Source organism: Vibrio sp. V08_P9A1T1, from assembly GCF_963874405.1.
GTDB classification, from domain to species: Bacteria; Pseudomonadota; Gammaproteobacteria; order Enterobacterales; family Vibrionaceae; genus Vibrio; species Vibrio anguillarum.
The window spans coordinates 1-22,073 of the sequence record NZ_CAWNIB010000022.1 but is presented as its reverse complement, the minus strand read 5'-3'; the positions used below and the strand labels follow the sequence as shown (position 1 = coordinate 22,073).

The window sequence follows — 22,073 nt, the reverse complement described above, 5'->3', positions numbered from 1 at the left end:
CGTGTGCGTCTAATTAAATGAAGGTGAAAGCATGAGTCAGTCGTTTGATGTTGTCGTTATTGGTGCTGGCGCCGCCGGGCTAATGTGCGCCGCGCAAGCTGGCCTGCGCGGGCGCAGCGTATGCGTTCTCGATCATGCCAAAAAGCCTGGCCGTAAAATTTTGATCTCAGGTGGCGGTCGCTGTAATTTCACCAATTATGAACTATCGGCCGCTAACTACTTATGCCGCAATCCCCATTTCGTTAAATCAGCGTTATCGCAGTACAGCCAGTGGGACTTTATCTCGCTGGTCAGTAAATACAATATTGCGTTTGAAGAGCGCGATCATGGCCAGCTCTTTTGCCTTGATTCGGCGAAGGACATCGTCAATATGTTGCTAAAAGAGTGCGATTTACCGACGGTCAAGCAGCGTTATCAAGTCGAGATTCAATCGATAGATAAGGTGCCAAACGGCTTTCAGCTCACCACCAATGACGGGCCGATCGAGTGCCAGTCATTGGTAGTCGCAACGGGCGGCTTGTCGATGCCCAAGCTTGGTGCGACTCCTTTTGGTTACAAAATTGCAGAGCAGTTTGGACTGGCGGTGATCCCAACCACGGCCGGGCTCGTGCCTTTTACACTGCATAAACAAGATAAAGAAGATTTCGCCGAACTGGCCGGCATTGCCATTCCAACTGAAATCACTACTGAAGATGGCACTGTGTTTAAAGAAGCACTGCTGTTTACTCATCGTGGTTTATCTGGGCCAGCGGTGTTGCAAATTTCTTCTTACTGGAAAGCGGGGCAGAAGGTCAGTATCAACTTAGTGCCGGAAGTAGACATCGAGCGGCTATTGAATGAATCACGTGAAGCACACCCAAATCAAAGCTTAAAAAACACACTCGCGAAAGTACTGCCTAAGCGTTTGGTTGAAGTGCTGATTGAGCGCAAAGCTTTTGTCGATAAACCGCTCAAACAGTTAAACCCACACGAAATAACCGCTATCGCACACGACTTACAACATTGGCCGATTCTTCCCAATGGTACTGAAGGTTATCGCACAGCCGAAGTCACATTAGGTGGCGTAGACACCGATTGCCTCTCATCGAAAACCATGGAATGCAAATCGGTTCCGGGCCTCTATTTTATTGGTGAGGTAATGGATGTGACGGGCTGGCTTGGTGGCTATAATTTCCAATGGTGTTGGTCAAGCGGTTATGTCGCCGGACAGTGGGTGTAAGTGTGTAGAGAAGACCCAAAAGGGGTGACGAGGATCACCCCAAGGATACAAACTTTATTATCTCTACACCGTGCTTTCACGAACGGACTAGCCTGTCTCATTTGTAGGCGTTGATAGCCTCACTTGCCCGCAACGGGGCAAGGCGTTGTTCAAAGAAGGTCGGCTGGTTTTTGCACCAGACGCAATATCAGGAAAAATCTTCTCGCCCTTACATTACTCAAGCGAATGCGTCTGCATATCAAATGCTTGGTTCTTTGTACTTACCCTTTGATATCCAAAAATCATAACCATAAATCATAAAAAGTTCGCGCTATCCTTCTGCTTTTTGTTTACTCGAAGGTTGAACATAGCAACGGCTTTTTCATGCTTATCACTTTTAGCTCAAAGCATGTGATTCGACATGCTGTAAAAGTATGAATAAATGTGCATTTTATTGAACCAGTAAACGGCTAAAAATTATATTCACAACGGATGTAAACTCATCTGGATGAAATCAATCTTCTACATTTACTCACAAATAAAGACATGACCTTTTACTCATCCTCACGTCCAATAAGATGCATCTCTATACATCATACCGCGGTGATAATATAGCGCCTTCCACAGTGCTGACTATGGTTCGCTTAGATATCGTTTGAACAAAGCCTAATTTTATAAGGATTTGAAATGAAAACATCTTTTACATTTACGGAGCCTCAAAGCTATTCCCTCGAACGGGCAACATCACTACAAGAACCATTCTTTGTTAAACAGGTAAAGAATGTACCAGTCAGTGTAACGCAAAGCGCTTTGGAGCTTCGCCAGCGCCGGGTAAAAGATATGGATGATAATCGGTTCCTCTCTGAACCGAGTGATAAAATTAACTTATTAAAACATGTGCAAGAGAAGCTATGCCAAGGGGTTACGCCTCAAGAACAACCAAGCGCCTTTGTTGTTACAGGGCAAATGGGCGCTGGGAAATCGACCGCGATAAAAGCATGTTCGTCACAGCTCAAGAATAACTGTGTGGTGGTTGATTATGATGAACTGAAAAAATACATTCCAGGTTATTCGGAGTTAGCAAGCAATGGGCACCCAAGCACGGTGTCAAACTGCCAACAAACGGCGTTGTTTCTCTGCGAAGGTTTAATAAAGTACGGACTTGAAAAAAAATTCAACATGGTGATACAACGCTCCATGTTAGATCAGCAACACTCAATATTACACGTTCTGGATGACTGTAAAAAACATGGCTTTAAGACTCATTTGACGGTGCTGGCCGTTGATAAGTCGTTAAGTATGATGGGGGTTTTCACAAGGTATGAGTCAGCACTTAAAAGTATTAGAGAAGGAAAGTTAGTCCCTGATGGTGCTAGAAGAACGCCATTGAACAAACATGATGAAGCTTATAGCGATATGGAAAGTGTCGAGAAGTTTCAAGAGCTTCTTCCATTATTAGATACGATCACTGTGACCTCAAGAGCGGGAATAGAGCTCTATACAGGAAGAAATCCTGACGAAATTGTCAAAGCTTTACAAGATGGTCGAACGGCTAGTAAAAACGATAAACATTTACAGATGGAGGCATTTAACACTCTAATCGGGCTAGTGCGGTATAACGTCCAATTCCCCAATTACGACTATAACTAAGTGGTCGATTCTGTCGAAACCTTTGACGTTTTAAGTCTAGATACCCTCTGGTAGGTCAGTGTATCTAGAGGCCGTTACCTGTACGTCAAGAATAAGTTTTGCGATAGAAGCCATCCTCAACGATAAATGTCACTAAAAAGCACTGTCAAAGCATGGATAGTTTTTTAGAAAAAAGAAGAGCTGCACAGGTTAGCCCTTCTTTTTTGTTGTGTGGCAATGAGTTGCTTCTAGCTGGATTTATTTTGTTTATAGCGGTCAAAGATAACCGCCGCGAGCAAAATAGTTCCTCGCACTACGTATTGAGAAAAAGGTGACATATTCAGTAGATTCATCGCATTCTCTACCGTACCGAGGATGAGCACACCCGCAATAACGTAAGATACTTTACCTATCCCGCCTTTGAGCGATACCCCACCGAGCACACAAGCAGAGATGACCACTAACTCAAAACCGACGGAAGTCATCGGCTGACCGCTGGTCATACGCGCGGCTAAAATAACCCCAGCGAGCGCAGAGATAAAGCCAGAGATAGTGAAAATGATGATTTTAGTTTTTACGACGTTGACACCCGCTAATCGTGCGGCTTCTTCATTACCGCCAATCGCTAATGTATTGCGCCCATAAACCGTACGGTTTAGCAAAAAGGCAAAAATAGCGAAGGTGACTATGGTTAACCAAATTGGCGTTGGGATACCAAGTAAAGAGGAGTTACCTAGGGTGAAGAAATGTTCTTCAGTGATCCCAACCGCCTTACCGTCAGAGATGATATAACCAAGACCACGAGCTATTTGCATCGTTGCGAGAGTCGTTATCAGCGCATTGATCTGCAATTTGGCAATAACGAAGCCATTTAGCAAACCAAAGAGTACACCTGAAAGTAAGCCTGCGCCGATACCCAATACCACACTGCTGGTTGCGTTAATCGCTACCGCCGTGACTACGCCAGAGCAGGCAATAACCGAAGCAATCGAGAGATCTAAATCCCCGCAGGCTAGGCAAAATAGCATGGCGCACGCAACCATGCCGCTCATAGAAATAGCCAGACCGAGCCCTTTCATATTAATGAATGTAGCAAAATAAGGGACAAATAAACTGCAAAGCAAAAATAGGCCAGCAAAGACCATCAGCATGCCGAACTTATCCCAGATGGAAGAGAACTTAAAAGAGCGAGTCGGGCTCTCGGTATTGTCTATTTTGGTTGAACTCGTTACAGCCATTAGGATATTCCTTTTTACGCAGCGACGTCGTTGCCAATCATGGCAAGACGTAACGCAGATTGTTCGTTAAATTCAGTTCGTGTTAATTCACCCGTTACTTTGCCATCTTTCATAACCAGTAATCGGTCAGCGATACCAAGCACTTCAGGCATGTCACTAGAGACAACTAAGACAGTCACGCCATTTTCTGCCAATTTGAAGATCAATTCGTATATCTCAGACTTAGCGCCAACATCAATGCCGCGCGTCGGCTCATCTAGCAAAATGACGCTCATATCGGTAGATAACCAACGACCAAGGATCACTTTTTGTTGATTGCCACCGGAGAGCTCGCCAATGGGTTGATCTAACGAAGCAGTTTTGACGTTTAATGACTGGTTTTGTTTGAGGGCATTGCTCGACTCCCACTGGAAGTTGATTAACCCGCCAAGCTTTAGATGCCATGGACGAGCGCTGATGTTGGTGTTTTCTTGCACCGATAAAATAGGCACGATACCGTCTGCTTTGCGATCTTCAGGGCATAAGGTAATACCAGCCCGAATGGCGTCTTCAGGTTTAGTAATCCGTATTTTTTGTCCGTGAAGATAAACCTCGCCCGCGGTGGCTTTTTCTGCTCCGAAAATCAAGCGGGTAAGTTCTGTTCTGCCCGCACCGACCAGACCAAACAAACCTAATATTTCGCCTTGCTTTATTTCTAGCGAGAGAGGAGCGGTGAGCCCTCTGCCCATCAGGTTTTTAATCGCTAATCCACTTTGACCAAGAGGACGGGAGCGGTAGTTGTAAATGTCATTGATTTCCCGGCCAACCATTAACTCAACCAAACGGTCATGAGTGAGAGTCGAAAGGTCATAACAGGTTTGCACATGGGTACCATCTTTGAAGATGGTGATTGCATCACACAGAGCGAATATTTCTTCCATACGATGAGAAACGTAAAGAATGATTTTGCCGTCGTCGCGCAATTCGCGGATCACTTTAAATAGGTTTTCAATTTCACGTTGAGACAAGCTGCTGGTTGGTTCGTCAAAAGCGATGATGTGCGCATTGCGACTTAGCGCTTTGGCAATTTCAACCATCTGCCACTGGCCAATAGAAAACTCTTTTAATGGGCGAGAGGGGTCAAAATTTTCCCCCAAGCGCAATAACTGTTTACGTGCGTTGCGATTGAGAGTTTCGGTATCGACTCGGCCATGTTTAGTGGGAAGTTGCCCTAAGAAAATGTTTTCTGCCACGCTGAGTTCAGGAACCAAATTAAGCTCTTGATAAATAATGGCGATACCTTGCTCTAATGCGTCAACCGTCGATTGAAATGTTACTGGATGCCCATCAATGAGCAGCTTGCCGTGGGTGGGTTGATGCAGCCCGCTTAGCGTTTTCAATAGAGTCGATTTCCCAGCCCCATTTTCTCCCATTAAGGCATGAACACTACCGCTGTTAACGCGAAAGCTAATGTCGGTCAGTGCCTTAACACCCGTAAAGTGTTTTGATATTTGGCAAAACTCTAAGCAAGAGTGTGAAGCTGCCATAGTCTGTACTCCTGTTTACTTCGCGAAAGCGGTACGAAGAAGCTGTACCGCTTTTAGCCATTGACGACGAACGCCTTACAGGCCTTTCTTCGCCAGTTCTGCTTCGTAGTTGTCGCGAGTAATTAAGACAACGTCCGTCACTTCAACGAATTTTTGTGGTTCAACACCGTCTTTCACCCATTTATAAAGTGATTCGATGCTTTTGAAGCCGTGTACATCTGGGCTCGGTAAAAGAGAACCATAGAACCCTGTTGGTTTCGATTTAGCTAATTCACTGACAGCATCGACGCCATTAATGCCAACACCAATAACATTACTTGCGTTAAACCCTTGTCCTTCTGTCGCACGAACTCCGCCGAGAACGGTATTGTCGTTCATACCGACGATAAGCCACTGCTTGACCATTGGGTATTGCACCAGTAGCGAGTTTGCTGCATCCAGAGCGCCAGGGATGTCATTTGCTTTGGTTGGCACGCGGTAAATTTGGTTGGATGGGAAACCCGCTTCTTTCAGTGCCTTAATCGAACCATCGACACGACGACGCGCGGTATCCAGCTCGTCTGCGGTTATGGCCATAACGCCCGTTGTTGCGGTATCCCAGCTACGTTTTGTCATCTCTTTGTACAGTTCAGAACCTTGGCGATAACCAATTTCACTGGCAGCCATCATCACCAAAGGCACGTTTGTCATTGGTTCGCCTTTCGCATTAAGGAACTGGTCATCAACCGTGATGACTTTCAAATCGTAGCTTTTTGCTTTAGCCATAATTGCAGGCCCAAGCTTAGGGTCTGGTGTGCAGATGACAAAGCCTTTGGCGCCACTTGCCGCTAGCGTATCGATAGCGTTCAGTGTTTTTTCTCCATCAGGCACCGCCATTTTGATCACTTCAAAGTTATATTGCTTACCTGCTTGCTCAGCAAAATTCCATTCTGTTTGGAACCAAGGCTCTTCAGGTTGTTTTACCAAATAACCTAATTTGAGTTCATCGTTGCTACCGAAAAAGGCATTAGCAGAAATACTGAATAATGCGGTTCCGGTAAGTATTGCGGCAGCGAGTGTGGTTTTTATGCTTTTCATCTTATTTGTCCGTCCACTGGTAGGGTTGTTTCATCTCCATACTTAAGGAAGTTGACGAGCTTTGAAGTGATGAAAATCACAGCAGAAAAATGTAGCGTTTTTGTCCATTTATGTAGCGAGGTAGGGCATGAAGTACCTCTCACTTTTTATGGTTTTATGTGTTTGATTTTATATGTTAATCGGCTATTTAGCGTTTTTATGCGCTTTTTTTTCTGGAAAAAAGCTGAAGTGATGATTTTAAAACCATTAGCACAGAATGAGTGTGTCGACTAATTTATCCATATTTTTAGCTATTGGGTTCATGGTGATATTGACGTAAGACCGTTATAAAAATAGGCAGTTAATCGGTCTGATGTGGAGTGACCATGAATAATTTGAATATAGATTCACCTTACGTGATCGGCTTAGATTTTGGCTCTGATTCTGTACGAGCTTTATTGGTGAATGCTCGCAATGGTGAAGAGATTGCGTCTGGCGTGGCTAACTACCCAAGGTGGGCAAAAGGACAATACAGCGACTCGAACCAATCTCAATTTCGTCATCATCCTCTTGATTATATTGAGTCTCTGACCATTGCTGTCCGAGAAACGTTGGCGCAGGTTTCCACGGAGATCGCACAATCTGTTGTTGGCATTGGCGTGGACAGTACGGGTTCAACTCCAGCCCCTATCGATAAAGAGGGCAATGTGTTGGCGTTGCTTCCTGAGTTTGAGCATAACCCCAATGCCATGTTTATCTTGTGGAAAGATCATACTTCCGTGACCAAAGCGGAACGCATTAATGAGCTGGCCCATTCACACACTTTTCCAGACTACACCAAATACATCGGGGGATTGTATTCATCGGAGTGGTTTTGGGCGAAAGCCGCGTGGGTAGCGGAACAAGATGCAGGGCTTGTTCCTTATATCCATAGCTGGGTTGAGTTGTGTGATTGGGTTCCAGCTCTCCTTGCAGGGTGTCAGCATCCTAAAAATTTACGCCGCGGTATTTGTGCTGCAGGGCATAAAGCGATGTGGCATGAAAGTTGGGGCGGTTTACCTTCGCAAGATTTTTTATCGGCCATTTCTCCCACGCTCGATGGCATGCGAGATCGAATGTTTACTGAGGTATACACCTCAGACCAATTAGCTGGGCATCTGAGTGCAGAGTGGGCGCAGCGGCTAGGCTTACCAGAGGGAATTGCCATTGCCATTGGTGCTTTTGATTGCCATATGGGCGCGGTGGGCGCTGGCGCTGGCGAACATGACTTAGTGAAAGTTATTGGTACGTCAACATGCGATATTTTGATGGTGGATGCACAAAGTATCGGTGATCGAACCATTCATGGAATATGTGGCCAAGTTACAGGTAGTGCGATGCCAGACTTAATGGCACTGGAGGCTGGGCAATCAGCATTTGGTGATATTTATGCTTGGTACAAACGTGTGATGTTGTGGCCAATCGCACAACTGGCTAAGCAAAACCCACAATTAGGAATTGATCTGGACGCCGCTGAGGCCTTGTTAATTCCTCAACTTACGGCGGAAGCACAGTCAAAACGTCTGCAACTGGAAACGCCTCTTGCCTTAGATTGGCATAACGGGCGGCGAACGCCTTATGCTAATCAGCGTCTCAAAGGCGCAATCACGGGGCTGAACTTAGGCTCTAGTGCACCAGATATCTTTGCATCACTGGTGGAATCAACGGCTCATGGTGCGAAATCAATCGTCGATTGTTTCGTTGAGCAAGGTGTCGAAGTGAAACGTGTCATCGCCATTGGCGGAATTTCTCAGAAGTCACCATTTGTGATGCAAACCTGTGCCAATGTCATTGGGCGAGAGATCGCCGTTGTCGCTTCAGAGCAGTGTTGTGCATTAGGTGCGGCCATTTTTGCGGCTGTTGCGGCTGGGGTTTATAGCGATGCCGAGCAAGCTCAAACTCAAATGGCGAGCCCAATCTGCGATGTTTACTACCCAGATGCTGATACCAAAGGGACCAGCGAATGGCGTTATCATGCTTATCGCCAGTTAGGGCAGCAGATCGAACAATTTTCTGAATTCTTGTTGGCACAGGAGCGTACTGATGAGTGTTAAGACTTCTCTAGGCTTCGATTTAGCGAGCGACCCACAAGCAAAGCAACGTCTGAGTGAGCTTCGGCAGCAAGTATGGCAAGCCAATATGGCGCTACAGACCCACGGTTTAGTTACCTTTACTTGGGGCAATGTATCAGGCATTGACCGCTTAACAGGGTTAGTTGTGATTAAGCCAAGTGGCGTCGAATACGAAGCACTCAATGCCGGCAATATGGTGGTGGTTGATCTGAATGGCTTAGTTGTCGAGGGCGATCTTAAACCCTCTTCTGACACCGCTACCCATTTGGCCTTATATCGCGCTTACCCAGAACTTGGCGGCATTGTGCACACGCATTCTCCTCATGCCACCTCTTGGGCTCAAGCAGGTAAAGCCATTCCAGCATTGGGTACTACTCATGCTGACTATTTCTACGGCAGCATTCCCTGTACTCGCCCCTTGACCAATGCCGAAATCGCAACCGACTACGAACACCATACAGGCAAGGTCATCATTGAAACGATCAGTGGTGGTGAAGTGTTGGCCATTCCTGGGGTTATTGTTAATGAACACGGCCCATTCAGCTGGGGTAAGGATGCTGATCACGCCGTTCATAACTCAGTTGTCATGGAGGTTGTCGCCAAAATGGCGCTGCAAACTTTGCAGATCAACCCTCAAGTGACATTCATCAATCAAGCCCTACTGGATAAACATTACTTACGTAAACACGGAGCTAATGCTTATTACGGTCAAAGTAATGTAAAAAATAAATAAGGGATAACAATGAACACGTTTACCAATCAACAAGTGTGGTTTGTCACTGGGTCGCAGCACCTTTACGGACCTCAAGTATTACAAAATGTCGCGCAAAATAGCCAAGAAATTATCCATGGTTTAAATCACTCTCCAGCCATTTCAGTTCCTTTGGTGAACAAAGGTACAGTGAAGACGCCAGATGAGATATTAGAGGTTTGTCGCCAAGCCAATAATGATGATTCATGTATTGGTCTCGTGCTTTGGATGCACACATTCTCGCCTGCAAAAATGTGGATTGCGGGGTTAAGTCAGCTCAACAAGCCGTTCTTGCATCTTCATACTCAATTCAATGCGGCCCTACCTTGGGATGAAATTGATATGGGTTTTATGAACCTAAATCAAAGTGCCCATGGTTGTCGTGAGTTTGGTTTTATTGGCACGCGACTGGGGATTGATCGAAAAGTAGTCGTGGGGCATTGGGAGAGCCCGATTGTTCACCAACAGGTGGATGATTGGTGCCGTGCAGCGATTGCTATTCATGAAGGGAAGTCGCTTAAAGTAGCGCGTTTTGGCGACAACATGCGTCAAGTCGCGGTGACGGAAGGAAACAAAGTCTCTGCGCAAATTCAATTTGGTTATGAAGTTCATGGCTATGGCTTGGGTGAGCTGAGCGAGAGCGTCAATCAAGTTTCAGACAGTGATGCTAAGGCTTTAATGGATGAATACGCTTCTTGCTACACCATGAGCCCTGAACTTTTCAAAGACAGCGCAAGTATCAATATTCTAACCCAAGAAGCGAAGTTGGAATTGGGTATGCTGCGTTTCTTGGATTCCGTGGGCGCGAAGGCATTCACCAACACCTTTGAAAATTTATCGGGTATTTCGAACTTGCCGGGCTTGGCCACACAACGCTTGATGGAAAAAGGCTTCGGGTACGGTGGTGAGGGGGATTGGAAGACCGCAGCGATGACTCGCATCATGAAAGTGATGGGGCAAGGCCGAGTGGGCGGAACATCGTTCATGGAAGACTACACCTATAACTTTGGTCAGCAAAGCCAAGTGCTCGGCGCTCATATGCTGGAAGTTTGCCCTTCCATTGCTCAAGACAAGCCAAAGATTGAAATTCATCGTCACACTATTGGCTGCAAATGCGATATTGCTCGTATGATATTCAGCGGAAAAGCGGGGCCTGCGGTAAACGTATCTTTGATTGATCTTGGAAATCGCTTTCGCATGATAGTCAATACGGTCGATACTCAAGCTCCACCACAATCGCTACCTAAATTACCCGTGGCGCATGCGTTATGGACGCCGCAACCCAACCTTGAGACGGCGGCCGCAGCATGGATCCATGCGGGTGGCGCGCATCATACCGTATACAGCCAAGCGGTGAGCGTTGAGATGTTAGCGGATTATGCCGAAATGGCGGGGATCGAAATGGTATTAATCGATAACCAAACCTCCTTGTATCCATTCAAGTCCGCACTCAAAACAAACAGCGTTTATTACCGTTTATCTTCAGGTATTTAAACCCGCGGAACACTCCCTCATCTGAGGGAGTGTTCATTAAGCTATGGTGTGAACATGAATGCTCTTCCTTTATCCACTGGCTTACCATTACTGCGTTATAAAGAGTGGTATTTGGAATTAAAAGCCGATACACCCGATCAATTTCAGCTGTGTTGTGAGGATAAACCTGTATTCGTTGGGCAGCTTGAGCTGATCAACAATGGGCTTATCATTGATATGTGCTCTGTGGTTTGGCATTTCAGATCTAAGCAAAACCATTTAGAGCAGTGGTGCAACATTCAGCTTAACGAAACACTCTCATTGAGTATGACTTACACCTTTTTTCAAGGTGCATTGGTGATTGATTATCTTGCGCGAAATAGCATCCCAACTCGGCTTGATATTCGACATCACATTACTCAAACAGACGTTAGCCACCAACTGGCCACGCAACCTGAAGACATCATCTCTTCGATTAAAGGTTGGCAAAGAAAACGTAATGACCAACCCAGTGAATACTTAATCGAACCCGTAGGACATGGCTTCTGTGAGGCTTTTTCTGCGACCCAATGGATAGTCTTAGATGAAAAGTGTGAACTGAAAAATCGTACTTAACGAAGAGGTTGCTTACACTACACGTAAATTACAGTGAATATTGCCCCCATGCAGAATAACCCTCTAAAACCTGGATATAACTTTAATGCTCATTTAGTGGCTGGACTAACGCCAATTATTGAGGGAGATGAACTGGATTTTACGATTGATCGACCTAATGGCATGAAAGGTTTTATTGTCAATTTTACGAGCAAAGGTGAGGGAACCATTTTTTATGGCGAAGATGAGTTTCACGTGAAACCTGGAGACTTACTTCTTTTCCCTCCAACAGCGGCTCACTATTATCATCGAAAAAAAGATTGTGCTTCTTGGTTTCACCGTTGGGTTTATTTTCGGCCACGAGCCTTTTGGCATGACTGGCTAACATGGCAACAGCAAAAAAATGGCGTCTATCTAACGCAAGGGTTGGATGAGAATACCATTCGCTATATTGAAAACCTGTTTATCGATATTGAATACACTTCAAAACAAGATGTCCCTTATCGAAATGATTTATCGATTAACTTGCTCGAACAATTATTGATTAGATGTAAGACACTGCAACCGGATGTCGTCAGCAAACCGCTTGACCCTAGGGTGGTGGAAGCGATGAATTATATGACGCAAAACCTCAATCAAGACTTCACTATCGAGGATGTTTCGGCCCATATCTGTTTATCACCATCGCGTTTAGGTCATCTATTTCGTTCTGAAATGGAGATGACCATAACCCAATGGCGCGACGACCAGAGGATCAGCCGAGCCAAACAATTACTGGTCACGTCTAACTACTCGGTCAATCACATTGGTCGAATTGTGGGCTATTCAGACCCACTCTATTTTTCTCGTGTTTTTAAACGTAAGGCCGGTGTGAGCCCTAAGATTTACCGCGATCAAATTACTTTGTAAACCTATGCAATCTGTCCGTTTGGGCTTTTCGTCAATTTGGGCCGCTGTCATTGAGTGATCGTTTTAGGCGTTTTAAACTGCTGCACGACAAGCCCTGTGATGATCAGCACTAAACCAATCAGAGTGGTGGGGTGAATAGTTTCGCCAATAATAGTAGCCAGCAACAGCAGTGAGATGAAAGGTGAAGCAAAAATGAGATTGCTGATCCTTGCGGTGTTGGCCGTGAGTTTTAATGCACTCAACCACAGCACGAAGGTGATCCCCATTTCAAACAAGCCGACATAAGTTACCGCGCTCCACCCTTTAATCGTAATCTGATGCCAGCTTGCACCTTCATAACAACTTAAACCAATCGCAAAAGGGATGGCGATCAAAAACCCCAGTAAAACGCCAATCACGGGGTCGGCGGTGTTTTTGGTATTAAGAATCCAGTAGCCAGCCCAAAGAAGCGTTGATAATAGTGCCAGCCCAACACCCAGCGGGCTATCAAACTGCATGGCTAAAATATCACCCTTAGTCGCGATAACCACTACACCAAAATAGCTCAGTGCACACGCTATCCAATCTTGTTTACGAATGGTTTGTCCTAAAAATACAGCGGCCATCAGTGTCAGGGTGATGGCCCAACTGTAGTTGATCGCTTGCGCTTGAGAGGCGGGCAGCAGTGAGTAGGCCTTAAACAGAATGAGGTAGTATGCGAGAGGGTTAATTAAGCCCAACAATAAGTAATACCAAGGGTTAGCGAGAAAGGTACTCACCACTTGGTTGAGCTTGCCTTGCAGCGCGCAAATGCCCAGCAGTACGCACCCAGAGACAGCACTCGCAACCGTCAGCATCTGGATCGGCGTAAATTCAGCCAGCGTAAGTTTGAAAGCCGTAGCAACCGTTGACCACAATAATACGGCAGATAAGCCAAAGCCGAGTGCGCGTCGTTCGTCCATGAATCCTCGTTAGAATAATTGTTGAAATAGTGTTCAGCGGCGCAAGTCTATAGTTTGCTGTTAACTTGTACAAACTGGACATTTATCCAGTATCGAAATACCATTTGTCCATGACTGATAAAATGAGTTAACCCGTTATCATGCAATGGATTATCGAAAATCAAGCGTTAGTGCTTTCAACGTTAGGCAGCGCCGTGCTGAGCGGCTCAGTGGCTGGCTGGTGGGTTAAGCAGAAGCTCAATTTGAAAAGTGAGCTATTACAACAGCAGTTAGAGACTCATCAAGCCCATCATCAGCAGCAGATAATCGAACTCAAACAAGCTTTGCAGCAGGCGCGACAAGAGTTGGATGAGCTGGATGAAGAACGAGATAAAGCCGCATTTGAGCTTAAGCAATCGCACGGGAAATTCATGGCCGCGATGGAAAAGTTGCGCTATTTCGAAGTGGTTAAGCAAGAGCGGCAACAGAGCATGGAAGATGCGCACGCTCTGCGTGAGCAGAAATCGCAACTTGAGGCTCAACTGCGTGAGCAAGAAGCACGGCATGAACAGCAAATTCAATCGAGCCAAGAAAAACTACAGTTACTTGAACACGCTGAGGAACGCCTAAAGCAGCAGTTTGAGCAGCTAGCCAATCAGTTATTTGAAGTCAAAACTGCGAAAGTGGATCAGCAGAACCGTCAAAGTTTGGAAGGGCTACTTTCTCCGCTGAAAGAGCAGCTCGAAGGGTTTAAAAAGCAGGTCAATGACAGCTTCAATCATGAAGCGAAAGAGCGCCATACGTTGGTTCATGAATTGAAAAACTTACAACGCCTCAATGAACAGATGGCGCAAGAGGCACTCAATTTGACCCAAGCGCTGAAAGGCGACAATAAACAGCAAGGCAATTGGGGCGAAGTGGTTCTCGCGCGGGTGCTGACCGAATCAGGCCTGCGTGAAGGGCATGAATATCACACTCAAGTCAGTTTGCAAAACGAGGCTGGTAAGCGTTATCAACCCGATGTAATTGTCAATTTACCACACGATAAGCAGGTGGTGATTGACTCGAAAATGGCGCTGGTGGCTTATGAGCGTTATTTCCATGCTCAAACTGAAAGTGAACGTGCTCGCGCATTAAGTGAGCATTTACTTGCGCTGCGTGCCCATATAAAAGGACTCGGTCAAAAAGATTATCATCAGCTCAAAGGGCTACAAAGTTTGGATTACGTGCTGATGTTTATTCCCGTCGAACCTGCATTCCAAGTGGCGATTCAAGCTGATCCCAGCTTGGTAAAAGAGGCGATGGAGCAAAATATTTTGCTGGTTAGCCCAACCACCTTGTTGGTTGCGCTGCGTACGATCGATAATTTATGGCGCAATGATCGACAAAACCAGAACGCGAAGTTGATCGCTGAGCGGGCCAGCAAATTGTACGATAAATTACGCTTGTTTATGGAGGACATGGAAGGGCTTGGTGGCGCGTTAGACCGTGCAAACCAAAACTATCAAGGGGCGATGAATAAGCTCGCGACAGGGCGTGGCAACGCACTGCGTCAAGCCGAAAGTTTCAAACAACTTGGCGTCGAGATAAAACGTTCCATAAACAGTGAATGGGTCGAACAAGCACAAAATGAGGCATGGGCAGACAGTGCGGTGGAAAATGCACCTTTAGTAGAAAGACATCACGCTGAGGATAAAGTAAACTGATCGCTCGCAGTCGCCTTTAACAACACAGTGCTGCCCAAGAGGAACCTTCATGACGGATACCAGCGTGCAATCAAAAACAGCATTAGAGACACAAAATACCACTCACTTTGGTTTTGAAACCGTAGCGAAAGAAGAAAAAGTCGCCAAAGTCGCGCAAGTTTTTCACTCGGTTGCGGCCAAATACGACATGATGAATGACCTGATGTCTGGTGGCATTCATCGCTTATGGAAGCGTTTTACCATTGATTGCAGTGGCGCTCGCCCGGGCCAACGTATTTTGGATCTTGGTGGTGGTACGGGCGATCTCACCGCCAAATTTTCACGTATTGTGGGCGAAAAAGGTCATGTTATTCTGGCTGATATCAACAACTCGATGCTCAATGTCGGACGCGATAAATTGCGTGATAAGGGTGTAGTGGGCAACGTACATTACGTGCAAGCCAATGCCGAAGAACTGCCTTTTCCTGATAACTATTTTGACTGCATTACCATCAGTTTTTGCCTGCGTAATGTAACCGATAAAGATAAAGCGCTGAGCTCGATGTTCCGCGTTTTAAAACCGGGTGGTCGTTTGTTGGTACTTGAGTTCTCCAAGCCAGTGCTTGAGCCATTATCCAAAGTATACGATGCGTATTCGTTCCATCTATTGCCGAAAATGGGCCAAATCATTGCCAATGATGCCGACAGCTACCGCTATCTTGCGGAATCTATCCGCATGCATCCCGATCAAGAAACCTTAAAAGGGATGATGGATCAGGTTGGTTTTGAGCAAACGAGTTACTACAACTTAACGGGCGGTATTGTTGCGCTGCACCGTGGTTACAAATTCTAAGGATTGGGCATGCCGTTTGAGCCTTTAGTTACCGCCGCGATTGAGACCACACTCAACACCTTAATTCAAGACGATCCTGAGTTGGTGCGCCGATTATCACGCCTGAAAGGGCAAGTCATCCAAGTGCATCTCAAAGAATTCAATAAAACGCTGACCTTCATTTTTAGCCAGCAAATTGATGTGTTAGCGGCTTACGAAGGCGAGTCGAATTGCTACCTGTCGCTCAATGTTTCCATTTTGCCCGAGCTACGCGAGCAAGCGAACATCACCCAACTGATCAAACAAGATAAGTTGGTGCTGGAGGGCGATATTCAACTGGCGCAAAAATTTGCCCAGTTGATCACCGATTGCAAGCCGGATGTTGAAGAGTGGTTGTCACGCCTGACGGGCGATGTGCTGGCTCACGCTTTAGTGCAGGGTGTGAAAGACATAGGCCAAGCGCTGCAATCACAACGAAGCAAGCATCAAAACCATCTCAGCCAAGTGTTAACGGAAGAGTGGCGTTTATTACCCAGCTCGCTCGAGGTGGCCTATTTTTGTGACCAAGTGGATGATCTCAATAGCCAAGCGGCGTGTATCGAAGCCAAAATTCAACACTTGTTGGAGCAAGCATGACGCCAACTGAACTCAAGCGGTTGTACCGAATTATCAAGGTACAATTGGAATATGGTCTAGATGAATTGTTGCCAGAACATCAACTCACCAAAGCGCCAATACTAGCGCGCAAAGGATTGTTCTGGATTAAAAATCAGCATGCGGACAAACCATTAGGTGAGCGCTTGCGCTTAGCCTTGCAAGAGCTTGGCCCAGTATGGATTAAGTTTGGTCAGATGATGTCAACGCGGCGTGACCTGTTTCCACCGCACATCGCAGACCAACTTGCGTTACTGCAAGATAAAGTCGCTCCGTTTGATGGTGTACTTGCTAAAACTCAGATGGAAAAAGCGTTGGGCGGCGCTTTAGAAACTTGGTTTAATGAATTTGATATTGAACCACTTGCTTCTGCGTCGATTGCTCAAGTCCATACCGCCAAACTCAAATCATCTGGCCGGGAAATCGTACTCAAGGTCATTCGGCCAGATATTCGGCCAGTGATTGATGCCGATATCAAACTCATGTATCGCATGGCGAAAATTGTTGCCAAAGCATTACCTGAAGCAAGGCGACTGAAGCCCGTTGAAGTGGTACGTGAATACGAAAAAACTCTCCTTGCTGAACTCGACCTACGCCGAGAAGCAGCCAACGCCATTCAACTGCGTCGTAACTTTGAAAATAGTGAAGAGTTATACATTCCAGAGATAATTCCTGACTTTAGTAATGAAACTGTCATGGTTTCTGAGCGAATATACGGCATTCAAGTTTCTGATATTGAAGGTTTAGCGGCCAACGGCACTAATATGAAGTTGCTTGCTGAACGCGGGGTGAGCGTGTTCTTTACCCAAGTGTTCCGCGACAGTTTTTTCCATGCCGATATGCACCCGGGTAATGTCTTTGTTAATCCCGCGCATCCTGACAATCCACAATGGATTGGCTTAGATTGTGGTATTGTCGGTACCTTAAACAGTGAAGATAAACGTTATTTAGCCGAAAACTTCTTAGCTTTTTTCAACCGAGATTACCGCCGAGTGGCACAATTGCACGTTGATTCTGGTTGGGTTCCACGTGAAACCAACATCGATGAATTTGAGTTTGCTATTCGCGTGGTCTGTGAGCCAATTTTTGCCAAGCCATTGTGCGAAATCTCATTTGGTCACGTGTTGCTAAACTTGTTTAACACGGCTCGTCGCTTCAATATGGAAGTGCAGCCGCAATTGGTCTTGCTGCAAAAAACGTTATTGTATGTCGAAGGGTTAGGGCGTCAGCTTTATCCTCAATTGGATTTGTGGCAAACCGCTAAACCATTTTTAGAAAAATGGATGATGAACCAAGTTGGGCCGCAAGCGTTTATCCGCGCAGTGAAAGAGCGAGCTCCGCTTTGGGCTGAAAAATTACCTGAATTGCCAGAGCTGCTTTACGATAGCCTCAAACAAGGTAAAGCAATGAACCAAAGGTTGGATCAGTTGTACCAAGGTTATCGAGCCAGTAAGCGTCAACAGGCAACAGGAAAGTTTTTATTTGGTATTGGCGCCACTTTGGTCGTATGCTCGGCGATATTAGTGACCAGTGCTTATCAGCCGTTTGCAATAACCAGTGCAATTGCAGGTGTTGTATTTTGGCTACTCAGTTGGAGTGCTTACCGTCGTTAAGCGGTCTTTTATTTGAAATCAATTTGTTGAGAAATTCCTGAGGTGTAGAGAATGGGTGGTATCAGTATTTGGCAACTTCTAATTATTGCCGTGATTGTTGTATTACTATTTGGAACCAAGAAACTGCGTGGTATCGGTAGCGATCTCGGTGGTGCGGTTAAGGGGTTCAAAAAGGCGATGAGCGATGAAGAGCCAGCCAAGAAAGACGCAGATTTTGAACCTAAAAATATAGAGCAGCAGAAGACAGAAGCGACTGCTGAGACTAAAAAAGATAAAGAGCAGGCCTAACACGTGTTTGATATCGGTTTTTGGGAGCTGGTATTAATATCGGTTGTCGCGTTGGTCGTTCTTGGCCCTGAGCGTTTACCTCATGCTATTCGCAGTGTGGCAAAATTTGTTAGCACGGCAAAGAACATGGCGAACAGTGTCAAAGATGAATTAGCACATGAGCTCAAAATTCAAGAGCTGCAAGAAAACTTGCGTAAAGCAGAGCAAATGGGAATGGAAAATTTATCTCCAGAGCTGAAATCTTCTGTGGATCAGCTCAAGCAGGCTGCGCAAGATGTACAACGCCCTTATGCGAACTCATCGCCCTCTGAAACAAAAACAGAGCGCGATGAACAAAGCGTTGAAGTGATTCCCGCTACAACGATTTCGTTGCCTGAAACGGCCGATAAGAAAGCCGACTCATCTCTGTAGGAGGAGTTACTGCTACCACTGTAACTCCTCCTCTTATGCTCTATTTATACGAGGTTCGATATGTCTTCCGTTGAGCAGACACAGCCTTTAATCAGTCACTTGCTAGAGCTACGCGATCGTTTATTGCGTTCAATAGCTGCGGTGATCGTGATTTTTATCGGCTTAGTCTATTTCTCTAGCGACATCTACGATTTTGTCTCCAAACCATTGGTTGAGCGTTTGCCTGAAGGGGCGACGATGATTGCGACCGATGTTGCCTCGCCCTTTTTCACGCCACTCAAACTTACTTTGATCGCGTCCGCTTTTCTCGCGGTGCCTTTTATCCTTTATCAAATCTGGGCCTTTGTCGCTCCAGGTTTGTATAAGCATGAACGCCGTTTAGTCATGCCATTGATGTTTTCAAGCTCGTTGTTGTTCTATTGCGGTGTGGCGTTTGCGTACTTTGTGGTATTTCCACTGGTGTTTGGCTTTTTTACGGCCATCTCTTTAGGCGGTGTTGAGTTTGCAACGGACATTGCCAGTTATCTCGATTTTGTGCTTGCGCTCTTTTTCGCTTTTGGTATCGCCTTTGAGGTTCCCGTCGCCATCATTTTACTGTGTTGGACGGGGGCGACGACGCCGAAAACCTTGAGTGAGAAAAGGCCTTATATCGTGGTTGGGGCATTTGTGGTGGGTATGTTACTGACGCCGCCTGATATGGTGTCGCAAACCTTGCTCGCCATTCCGATGTGTTTATTGTTTGAGGTTGGACTTTTCTTTGCTCGTTTTTATGTGCGCAAAGATGAGGAAGAGCCGGAAGATGAAAGTCATTAATACATGAAAAAAGCGGCGAATAGCCGCTTTTTTTGTACCTATGATAGTGGACTATTTAATCTTCAAAAGATAACCGCACTGAGAGCATCGATAGACTTCCTTGATACCCAGAAGTTTTTGCCAGAAGGTTCGATGTTGACGTTGTAAGTGATTACCATGTTCACACATATTAGCCACGTTTATGTATTAAAATTTTGCCGCATACTATAGTGTTTGCATAACTATTTTTGTGATATAGATCACGTTGATGTGTATATCATTCTATCTATAGTTCTATAAATTATAATTTAAACAGTGAGTTAGCATTAGTGTTTGTAATGTTATTCACTTCAACCAACGAGAGTTCGGTGAGTTCTGCGATGCGTTTGGCAACTAGCGTTGTGTAAGCTGGTTCGTTGCGCTTACCTCTGTGAGGGACAGGGGCTAAATAGGGACAATCTGTTTCTAGCAGAACAAAGTTCATATCGAGATGCGGTAATACTTTATCCATGCCGCCATTTTTAAACGTTGATACACCACCAATCCCAAGATGAAACCCTAGCTCATTAATGGCTTTAGCTTCTTCAAGCGTGCCGCCAAAACAGTGGAATACACCGCTAAGTGAGCCATCTTGCTCTTTTTCCAGCAGTTGTAGAGTTTGAGTGATGGAATCACGGGTGTGGATGACAACAGGCAAATCGCGCTCTTTGGCCCAATTAAGTTGAGTGACGAAAGCCATCTCTTGTTCGGCCTGAAAGGTTTTGTCCCAATACAGATCAATGCCAATTTCACCAATGGCGATAAAGGGGTGTTTATCTAGCCAAGATTCGATAACCGTTAGCGTTTGCTTCACATTTCCATCTACATAGCATGGGTGCAGCCCCATCATCGATCGGCAAAGTTCAGGGTAAGCCGCTTCTGTTTTAAGCATAGGCTCAATGGAGGCAAGATCGATATTGGGCAACAAAATAGCCTCAATGCCTTGCGCTTTAGCGCGTTGTACGACCTCATCTCGATCGTGATCAAATTCAGCGGCATAAATGTGAGCGTGAGTGTCAATCATGGTGTGTCTCGATAAACAGAGAATGGGAGAACAGTATACGGAAGTGTGAGCCTGAGGTCATTTTTCTGATTTTTGTCGATTGCCGCTAGCGTCAAAAAGCGAGAGTGATATGATTTCGCCACACTTGAGCGATAGCGGTAGTGAAGAAAGAATGCTTTCTCACACCGCGTATAAACAAGGAGAAGAGAGTGTCAGTATCCATTCAAGGTCAGTTCCCAGGGCGTCGCATGCGTCGCTTACGCAAGCATGATTTTAGCCGCCGTTTGATGGCTGAGAATCAGTTATCGGTTAATGATTTAATTTATCCCATGTTTATTTTGATGGGTAAAGATCGCCGCGAGCCAGTGGAGTCTATGCCTGGTATTGAGCGTCTCTCTATCGACTTAATGCTCGAAGAAGCGCTGTATTTGGCTAATCTCGGCGTGCCAGCCATCGCACTTTTTCCAGTGGTTAACCAAGATGCTAAAAGTTTGTGTGCTGCTGAAGCGCATAATCCTGACGGCTTAGTGCAACGTGCGGTGAAATTATTAAAAGAGCATATACCACAAATGGGTGTCATTACCGACGTTGCGCTGGATCCTTTCACGACCCATGGCCAAGATGGCATCATCGATGAAAGTGGCTATGTGATGAATGATGAGACCACCGAGGTGTTGATCAAACAAGCGCTGTCTCACGCTGCAGCCGGTGCCGATGTGGTTGCCCCTTCCGATATGATGGATGGACGAATTGGTAAGATCCGCGAAGCGCTTGAAGAGGCGGGTTTTATTCATACACAGATCATGGCTTACTCTGCGAAATACGCGTCATGTTATTACGGCCCATTCCGCGATGCGGTTGGTTCCTCTTCGAACCTGAAAGGGGGAGACAAGAAAAACTATCAGATGGATCCGGCCAACAGCGATGAAGCCATTCACGAAGTGGCGATGGATATCAATGAAGGGGCTGACATGGTGATGGTGAAGCCCGGCATGCCATACCTTGATGTGGTGCGCCGCGTGAAATCTGAATTACAAGTTCCTACGTTTGCGTATCAAGTGTCTGGTGAATATGCGATGCATAAAGCAGCCATTTTAAATGGTTGGCTTAAAGAACGTGAAACCGTAATGGAGTCATTATTGTGCTTTAAACGCGCAGGGGCAGACGGCATTTTAACCTATTTTGCTAAAGACGTTGCGCAGTGGCTGGCAGAAGATAACGCCAAAACGGCACAATATTTACATCAAGATAACTAAGTTGTGAATTTAGACAGGGGAGCAAATTTTTCTATCTATTTGAAAATCAATTAAAAAAAAGATTTCATGAAATAGATGGGTAGGTGTTTTTAGCA

At 45.7% G+C, this 22,073-nt stretch carries 20 protein-coding genes; 15 read left to right on the top strand and 5 right to left on the bottom strand.

The features are described from left to right. Positions 1-31 precede the first annotated feature (31 nt). Both AACT21_RS01330 and AACT21_RS01325 read left to right on the top strand, forming a co-directional pair. On the top strand, positions 32-1,219 hold the full coding sequence (locus AACT21_RS01330; protein WP_047690326.1) for an NAD(P)/FAD-dependent oxidoreductase: 1,188 nt from the start codon (positions 32-34) through the stop codon (positions 1,217-1,219). A gap of 666 nt (positions 1,220-1,885) precedes the next feature. Further along, positions 1,886-2,848: a zeta toxin family protein gene (locus tag AACT21_RS01325; protein WP_094164024.1), complete on the top strand. Its 963-nt coding sequence runs from the start codon at positions 1,886-1,888 to the stop codon at positions 2,846-2,848. A gap of 227 nt (positions 2,849-3,075) precedes the next feature. Here AACT21_RS01325 and araH read toward each other — a convergent pair whose 3' ends face one another. From araH to AACT21_RS01310, 3 genes are all read right to left on the bottom strand, one after another. Next, on the bottom strand, positions 3,076-4,065 hold the full coding sequence (gene araH / locus AACT21_RS01320; protein ID WP_013855627.1) for an L-arabinose ABC transporter permease AraH: 990 nt from the start codon (positions 4,063-4,065) through the stop codon (positions 3,076-3,078). 14 nt (positions 4,066-4,079) lie between these two features. Next, the gene (araG, locus tag AACT21_RS01315) at positions 4,080-5,591 is read right to left on the bottom strand and encodes an L-arabinose ABC transporter ATP-binding protein AraG (protein WP_094133390.1); all 1,512 of its coding nucleotides are present in this window, start codon (positions 5,589-5,591) and stop codon (positions 4,080-4,082) included. A 75-nt stretch (positions 5,592-5,666) separates the two neighbouring features. Beyond that, complete coding sequence (locus AACT21_RS01310) at positions 5,667-6,668, bottom strand: arabinose ABC transporter substrate-binding protein (protein ID WP_172859034.1); 1,002 nt, start codon at positions 6,666-6,668, stop codon at positions 5,667-5,669. A 365-nt stretch (positions 6,669-7,033) separates the two neighbouring features. Between AACT21_RS01310 and AACT21_RS01305 the strand changes: the two genes are divergently transcribed. The 5 genes from AACT21_RS01305 to araC are packed head-to-tail and all read left to right on the top strand — an operon-like array spanning position 7,034 to position 12,485. Continuing rightward, complete coding sequence (locus tag AACT21_RS01305; protein WP_176430195.1) at positions 7,034-8,740, top strand: ribulokinase; 1,707 nt, start codon at positions 7,034-7,036, stop codon at positions 8,738-8,740. Then, positions 8,730-9,491, top strand: a complete 762-nt coding sequence (locus tag AACT21_RS01300) for an L-ribulose-5-phosphate 4-epimerase (protein WP_088733013.1) — start codon at positions 8,730-8,732, stop codon at positions 9,489-9,491. Before AACT21_RS01305 ends, AACT21_RS01300 begins: the two co-directional genes overlap by 11 nt. 9 nt (positions 9,492-9,500) lie before the next feature. Beyond that, positions 9,501-11,003 carry an L-arabinose isomerase gene (araA, locus tag AACT21_RS01295; RefSeq protein ID WP_094164018.1) on the top strand — a complete coding sequence of 501 codons (1,503 nt, stop codon included), beginning with the start codon at positions 9,501-9,503 and terminating at the stop codon, positions 11,001-11,003. A gap of 54 nt (positions 11,004-11,057) precedes the next feature. Further along, entirely contained in the window at positions 11,058-11,597 is a 540-nt protein-coding gene (locus AACT21_RS01290) for a hypothetical protein (protein WP_094127924.1), read from the top strand. Between the two features lie 48 nt (positions 11,598-11,645). Then, a complete protein-coding gene (gene araC / locus AACT21_RS01285) occupies positions 11,646-12,485 on the top strand; it encodes an arabinose operon transcriptional regulator AraC (protein ID WP_029189931.1) in 840 nt (279 codons plus the stop codon). Between the two features lie 47 nt (positions 12,486-12,532). On the opposite strand, the gene AACT21_RS01280 is transcribed toward araC, so the two are convergent. Then, positions 12,533-13,426, bottom strand: coding sequence for a DMT family transporter (locus AACT21_RS01280; RefSeq protein WP_017044512.1), 894 nt, complete (start codon positions 13,424-13,426; stop codon positions 12,533-12,535). A gap of 140 nt (positions 13,427-13,566) precedes the next feature. Here AACT21_RS01280 and rmuC point away from each other — a divergent pair, with 140 nt between their 5' ends. The 7 genes from rmuC to tatC are packed head-to-tail and all read left to right on the top strand — an operon-like array spanning position 13,567 to position 19,701. Beyond that, positions 13,567-15,111, top strand: coding sequence for a DNA recombination protein RmuC (gene rmuC / locus AACT21_RS01275; RefSeq protein WP_013855636.1), 1,545 nt, complete (start codon positions 13,567-13,569; stop codon positions 15,109-15,111). Positions 15,112-15,160: 49 nt separating this feature from the next. After that, the gene (gene ubiE / locus AACT21_RS01270) at positions 15,161-15,943 is read left to right on the top strand and encodes a bifunctional demethylmenaquinone methyltransferase/2-methoxy-6-polyprenyl-1,4-benzoquinol methylase UbiE (RefSeq protein WP_010319838.1); all 783 of its coding nucleotides are present in this window, start codon (positions 15,161-15,163) and stop codon (positions 15,941-15,943) included. A 9-nt stretch (positions 15,944-15,952) separates the two neighbouring features. Next, positions 15,953-16,558 (top strand): ubiquinone biosynthesis accessory factor UbiJ, encoded by a 606-nt coding sequence (locus AACT21_RS01265; RefSeq protein WP_094164016.1) that lies wholly within the window; start codon positions 15,953-15,955, stop codon positions 16,556-16,558. Further along, entirely contained in the window at positions 16,555-18,189 is a 1,635-nt protein-coding gene (gene ubiB, locus AACT21_RS01260) for a ubiquinone biosynthesis regulatory protein kinase UbiB (protein WP_088733010.1), read from the top strand. Before AACT21_RS01265 ends, ubiB begins: the two co-directional genes overlap by 4 nt. A 51-nt stretch (positions 18,190-18,240) precedes the next feature. Next, positions 18,241-18,477: a Sec-independent protein translocase subunit TatA gene (gene tatA, locus AACT21_RS01255; protein WP_010319841.1), complete on the top strand. Its 237-nt coding sequence runs from the start codon at positions 18,241-18,243 to the stop codon at positions 18,475-18,477. A 3-nt stretch (positions 18,478-18,480) separates the two neighbouring features. Beyond that, a complete protein-coding gene (tatB, locus tag AACT21_RS01250) occupies positions 18,481-18,888 on the top strand; it encodes a Sec-independent protein translocase protein TatB (RefSeq protein ID WP_094164014.1) in 408 nt (135 codons plus the stop codon). Positions 18,889-18,948: 60 nt separating this feature from the next. Continuing rightward, entirely contained in the window at positions 18,949-19,701 is a 753-nt protein-coding gene (gene tatC, locus AACT21_RS01245) for a twin-arginine translocase subunit TatC (protein WP_010319843.1), read from the top strand. A 280-nt stretch (positions 19,702-19,981) separates the two neighbouring features. On the opposite strand, the gene AACT21_RS01240 is transcribed toward tatC, so the two are convergent. Further along, positions 19,982-20,743 carry a TatD family hydrolase gene (locus tag AACT21_RS01240; protein WP_094127915.1) on the bottom strand — a complete coding sequence of 254 codons (762 nt, stop codon included), beginning with the start codon at positions 20,741-20,743 and terminating at the stop codon, positions 19,982-19,984. 188 nt (positions 20,744-20,931) lie between these two features. Here AACT21_RS01240 and hemB point away from each other — a divergent pair, with 188 nt between their 5' ends. Next, positions 20,932-21,978: a porphobilinogen synthase gene (hemB, locus tag AACT21_RS01235; protein ID WP_026028265.1), complete on the top strand. Its 1,047-nt coding sequence runs from the start codon at positions 20,932-20,934 to the stop codon at positions 21,976-21,978. The last annotated feature ends 95 nt before the right edge of the window (positions 21,979-22,073 follow it).

Bases quoted from the DNA above. Each gene is read 5' to 3' on its own strand.
- AACT21_RS01330 (WP_047690326.1), top strand. From the start codon at position 32: ATGAGTCAGTCGTTTGATGTTGTCGTTATTGGTGCTGGCGCCGCCGGG.
- AACT21_RS01325 (WP_094164024.1), top strand. From the start codon at position 1,886: ATGAAAACATCTTTTACATTTACGGAGCCTCAAAGCTATTCCCTCGAA.
- araH (WP_013855627.1), bottom strand. From the start codon at position 4,065: ATGGCTGTAACGAGTTCAACCAAAATAGACAATACCGAGAGCCCGACT.
- araG (WP_094133390.1), bottom strand. From the start codon at position 5,591: ATGGCAGCTTCACACTCTTGCTTAGAGTTTTGCCAAATATCAAAACAC.
- AACT21_RS01310 (WP_172859034.1), bottom strand. From the start codon at position 6,668: ATGAAAAGCATAAAAACCACACTCGCTGCCGCAATACTTACCGGAACC.
- AACT21_RS01305 (WP_176430195.1), top strand. From the start codon at position 7,034: ATGAATAATTTGAATATAGATTCACCTTACGTGATCGGCTTAGATTTT.
- AACT21_RS01300 (WP_088733013.1), top strand. From the start codon at position 8,730: ATGAGTGTTAAGACTTCTCTAGGCTTCGATTTAGCGAGCGACCCACAA.
- araA (WP_094164018.1), top strand. From the start codon at position 9,501: ATGAACACGTTTACCAATCAACAAGTGTGGTTTGTCACTGGGTCGCAG.
- AACT21_RS01290 (WP_094127924.1), top strand. From the start codon at position 11,058: ATGAATGCTCTTCCTTTATCCACTGGCTTACCATTACTGCGTTATAAA.
- araC (WP_029189931.1), top strand. From the start codon at position 11,646: ATGCAGAATAACCCTCTAAAACCTGGATATAACTTTAATGCTCATTTA.
- AACT21_RS01280 (WP_017044512.1), bottom strand. From the start codon at position 13,426: ATGGACGAACGACGCGCACTCGGCTTTGGCTTATCTGCCGTATTATTG.
- rmuC (WP_013855636.1), top strand. From the start codon at position 13,567: ATGCAATGGATTATCGAAAATCAAGCGTTAGTGCTTTCAACGTTAGGC.
- ubiE (WP_010319838.1), top strand. From the start codon at position 15,161: ATGACGGATACCAGCGTGCAATCAAAAACAGCATTAGAGACACAAAAT.
- AACT21_RS01265 (WP_094164016.1), top strand. From the start codon at position 15,953: ATGCCGTTTGAGCCTTTAGTTACCGCCGCGATTGAGACCACACTCAAC.
- ubiB (WP_088733010.1), top strand. From the start codon at position 16,555: ATGACGCCAACTGAACTCAAGCGGTTGTACCGAATTATCAAGGTACAA.
- tatA (WP_010319841.1), top strand. From the start codon at position 18,241: ATGGGTGGTATCAGTATTTGGCAACTTCTAATTATTGCCGTGATTGTT.
- tatC (WP_010319843.1), top strand. From the start codon at position 18,949: ATGTCTTCCGTTGAGCAGACACAGCCTTTAATCAGTCACTTGCTAGAG.
- AACT21_RS01240 (WP_094127915.1), bottom strand. From the start codon at position 20,743: ATGATTGACACTCACGCTCACATTTATGCCGCTGAATTTGATCACGAT.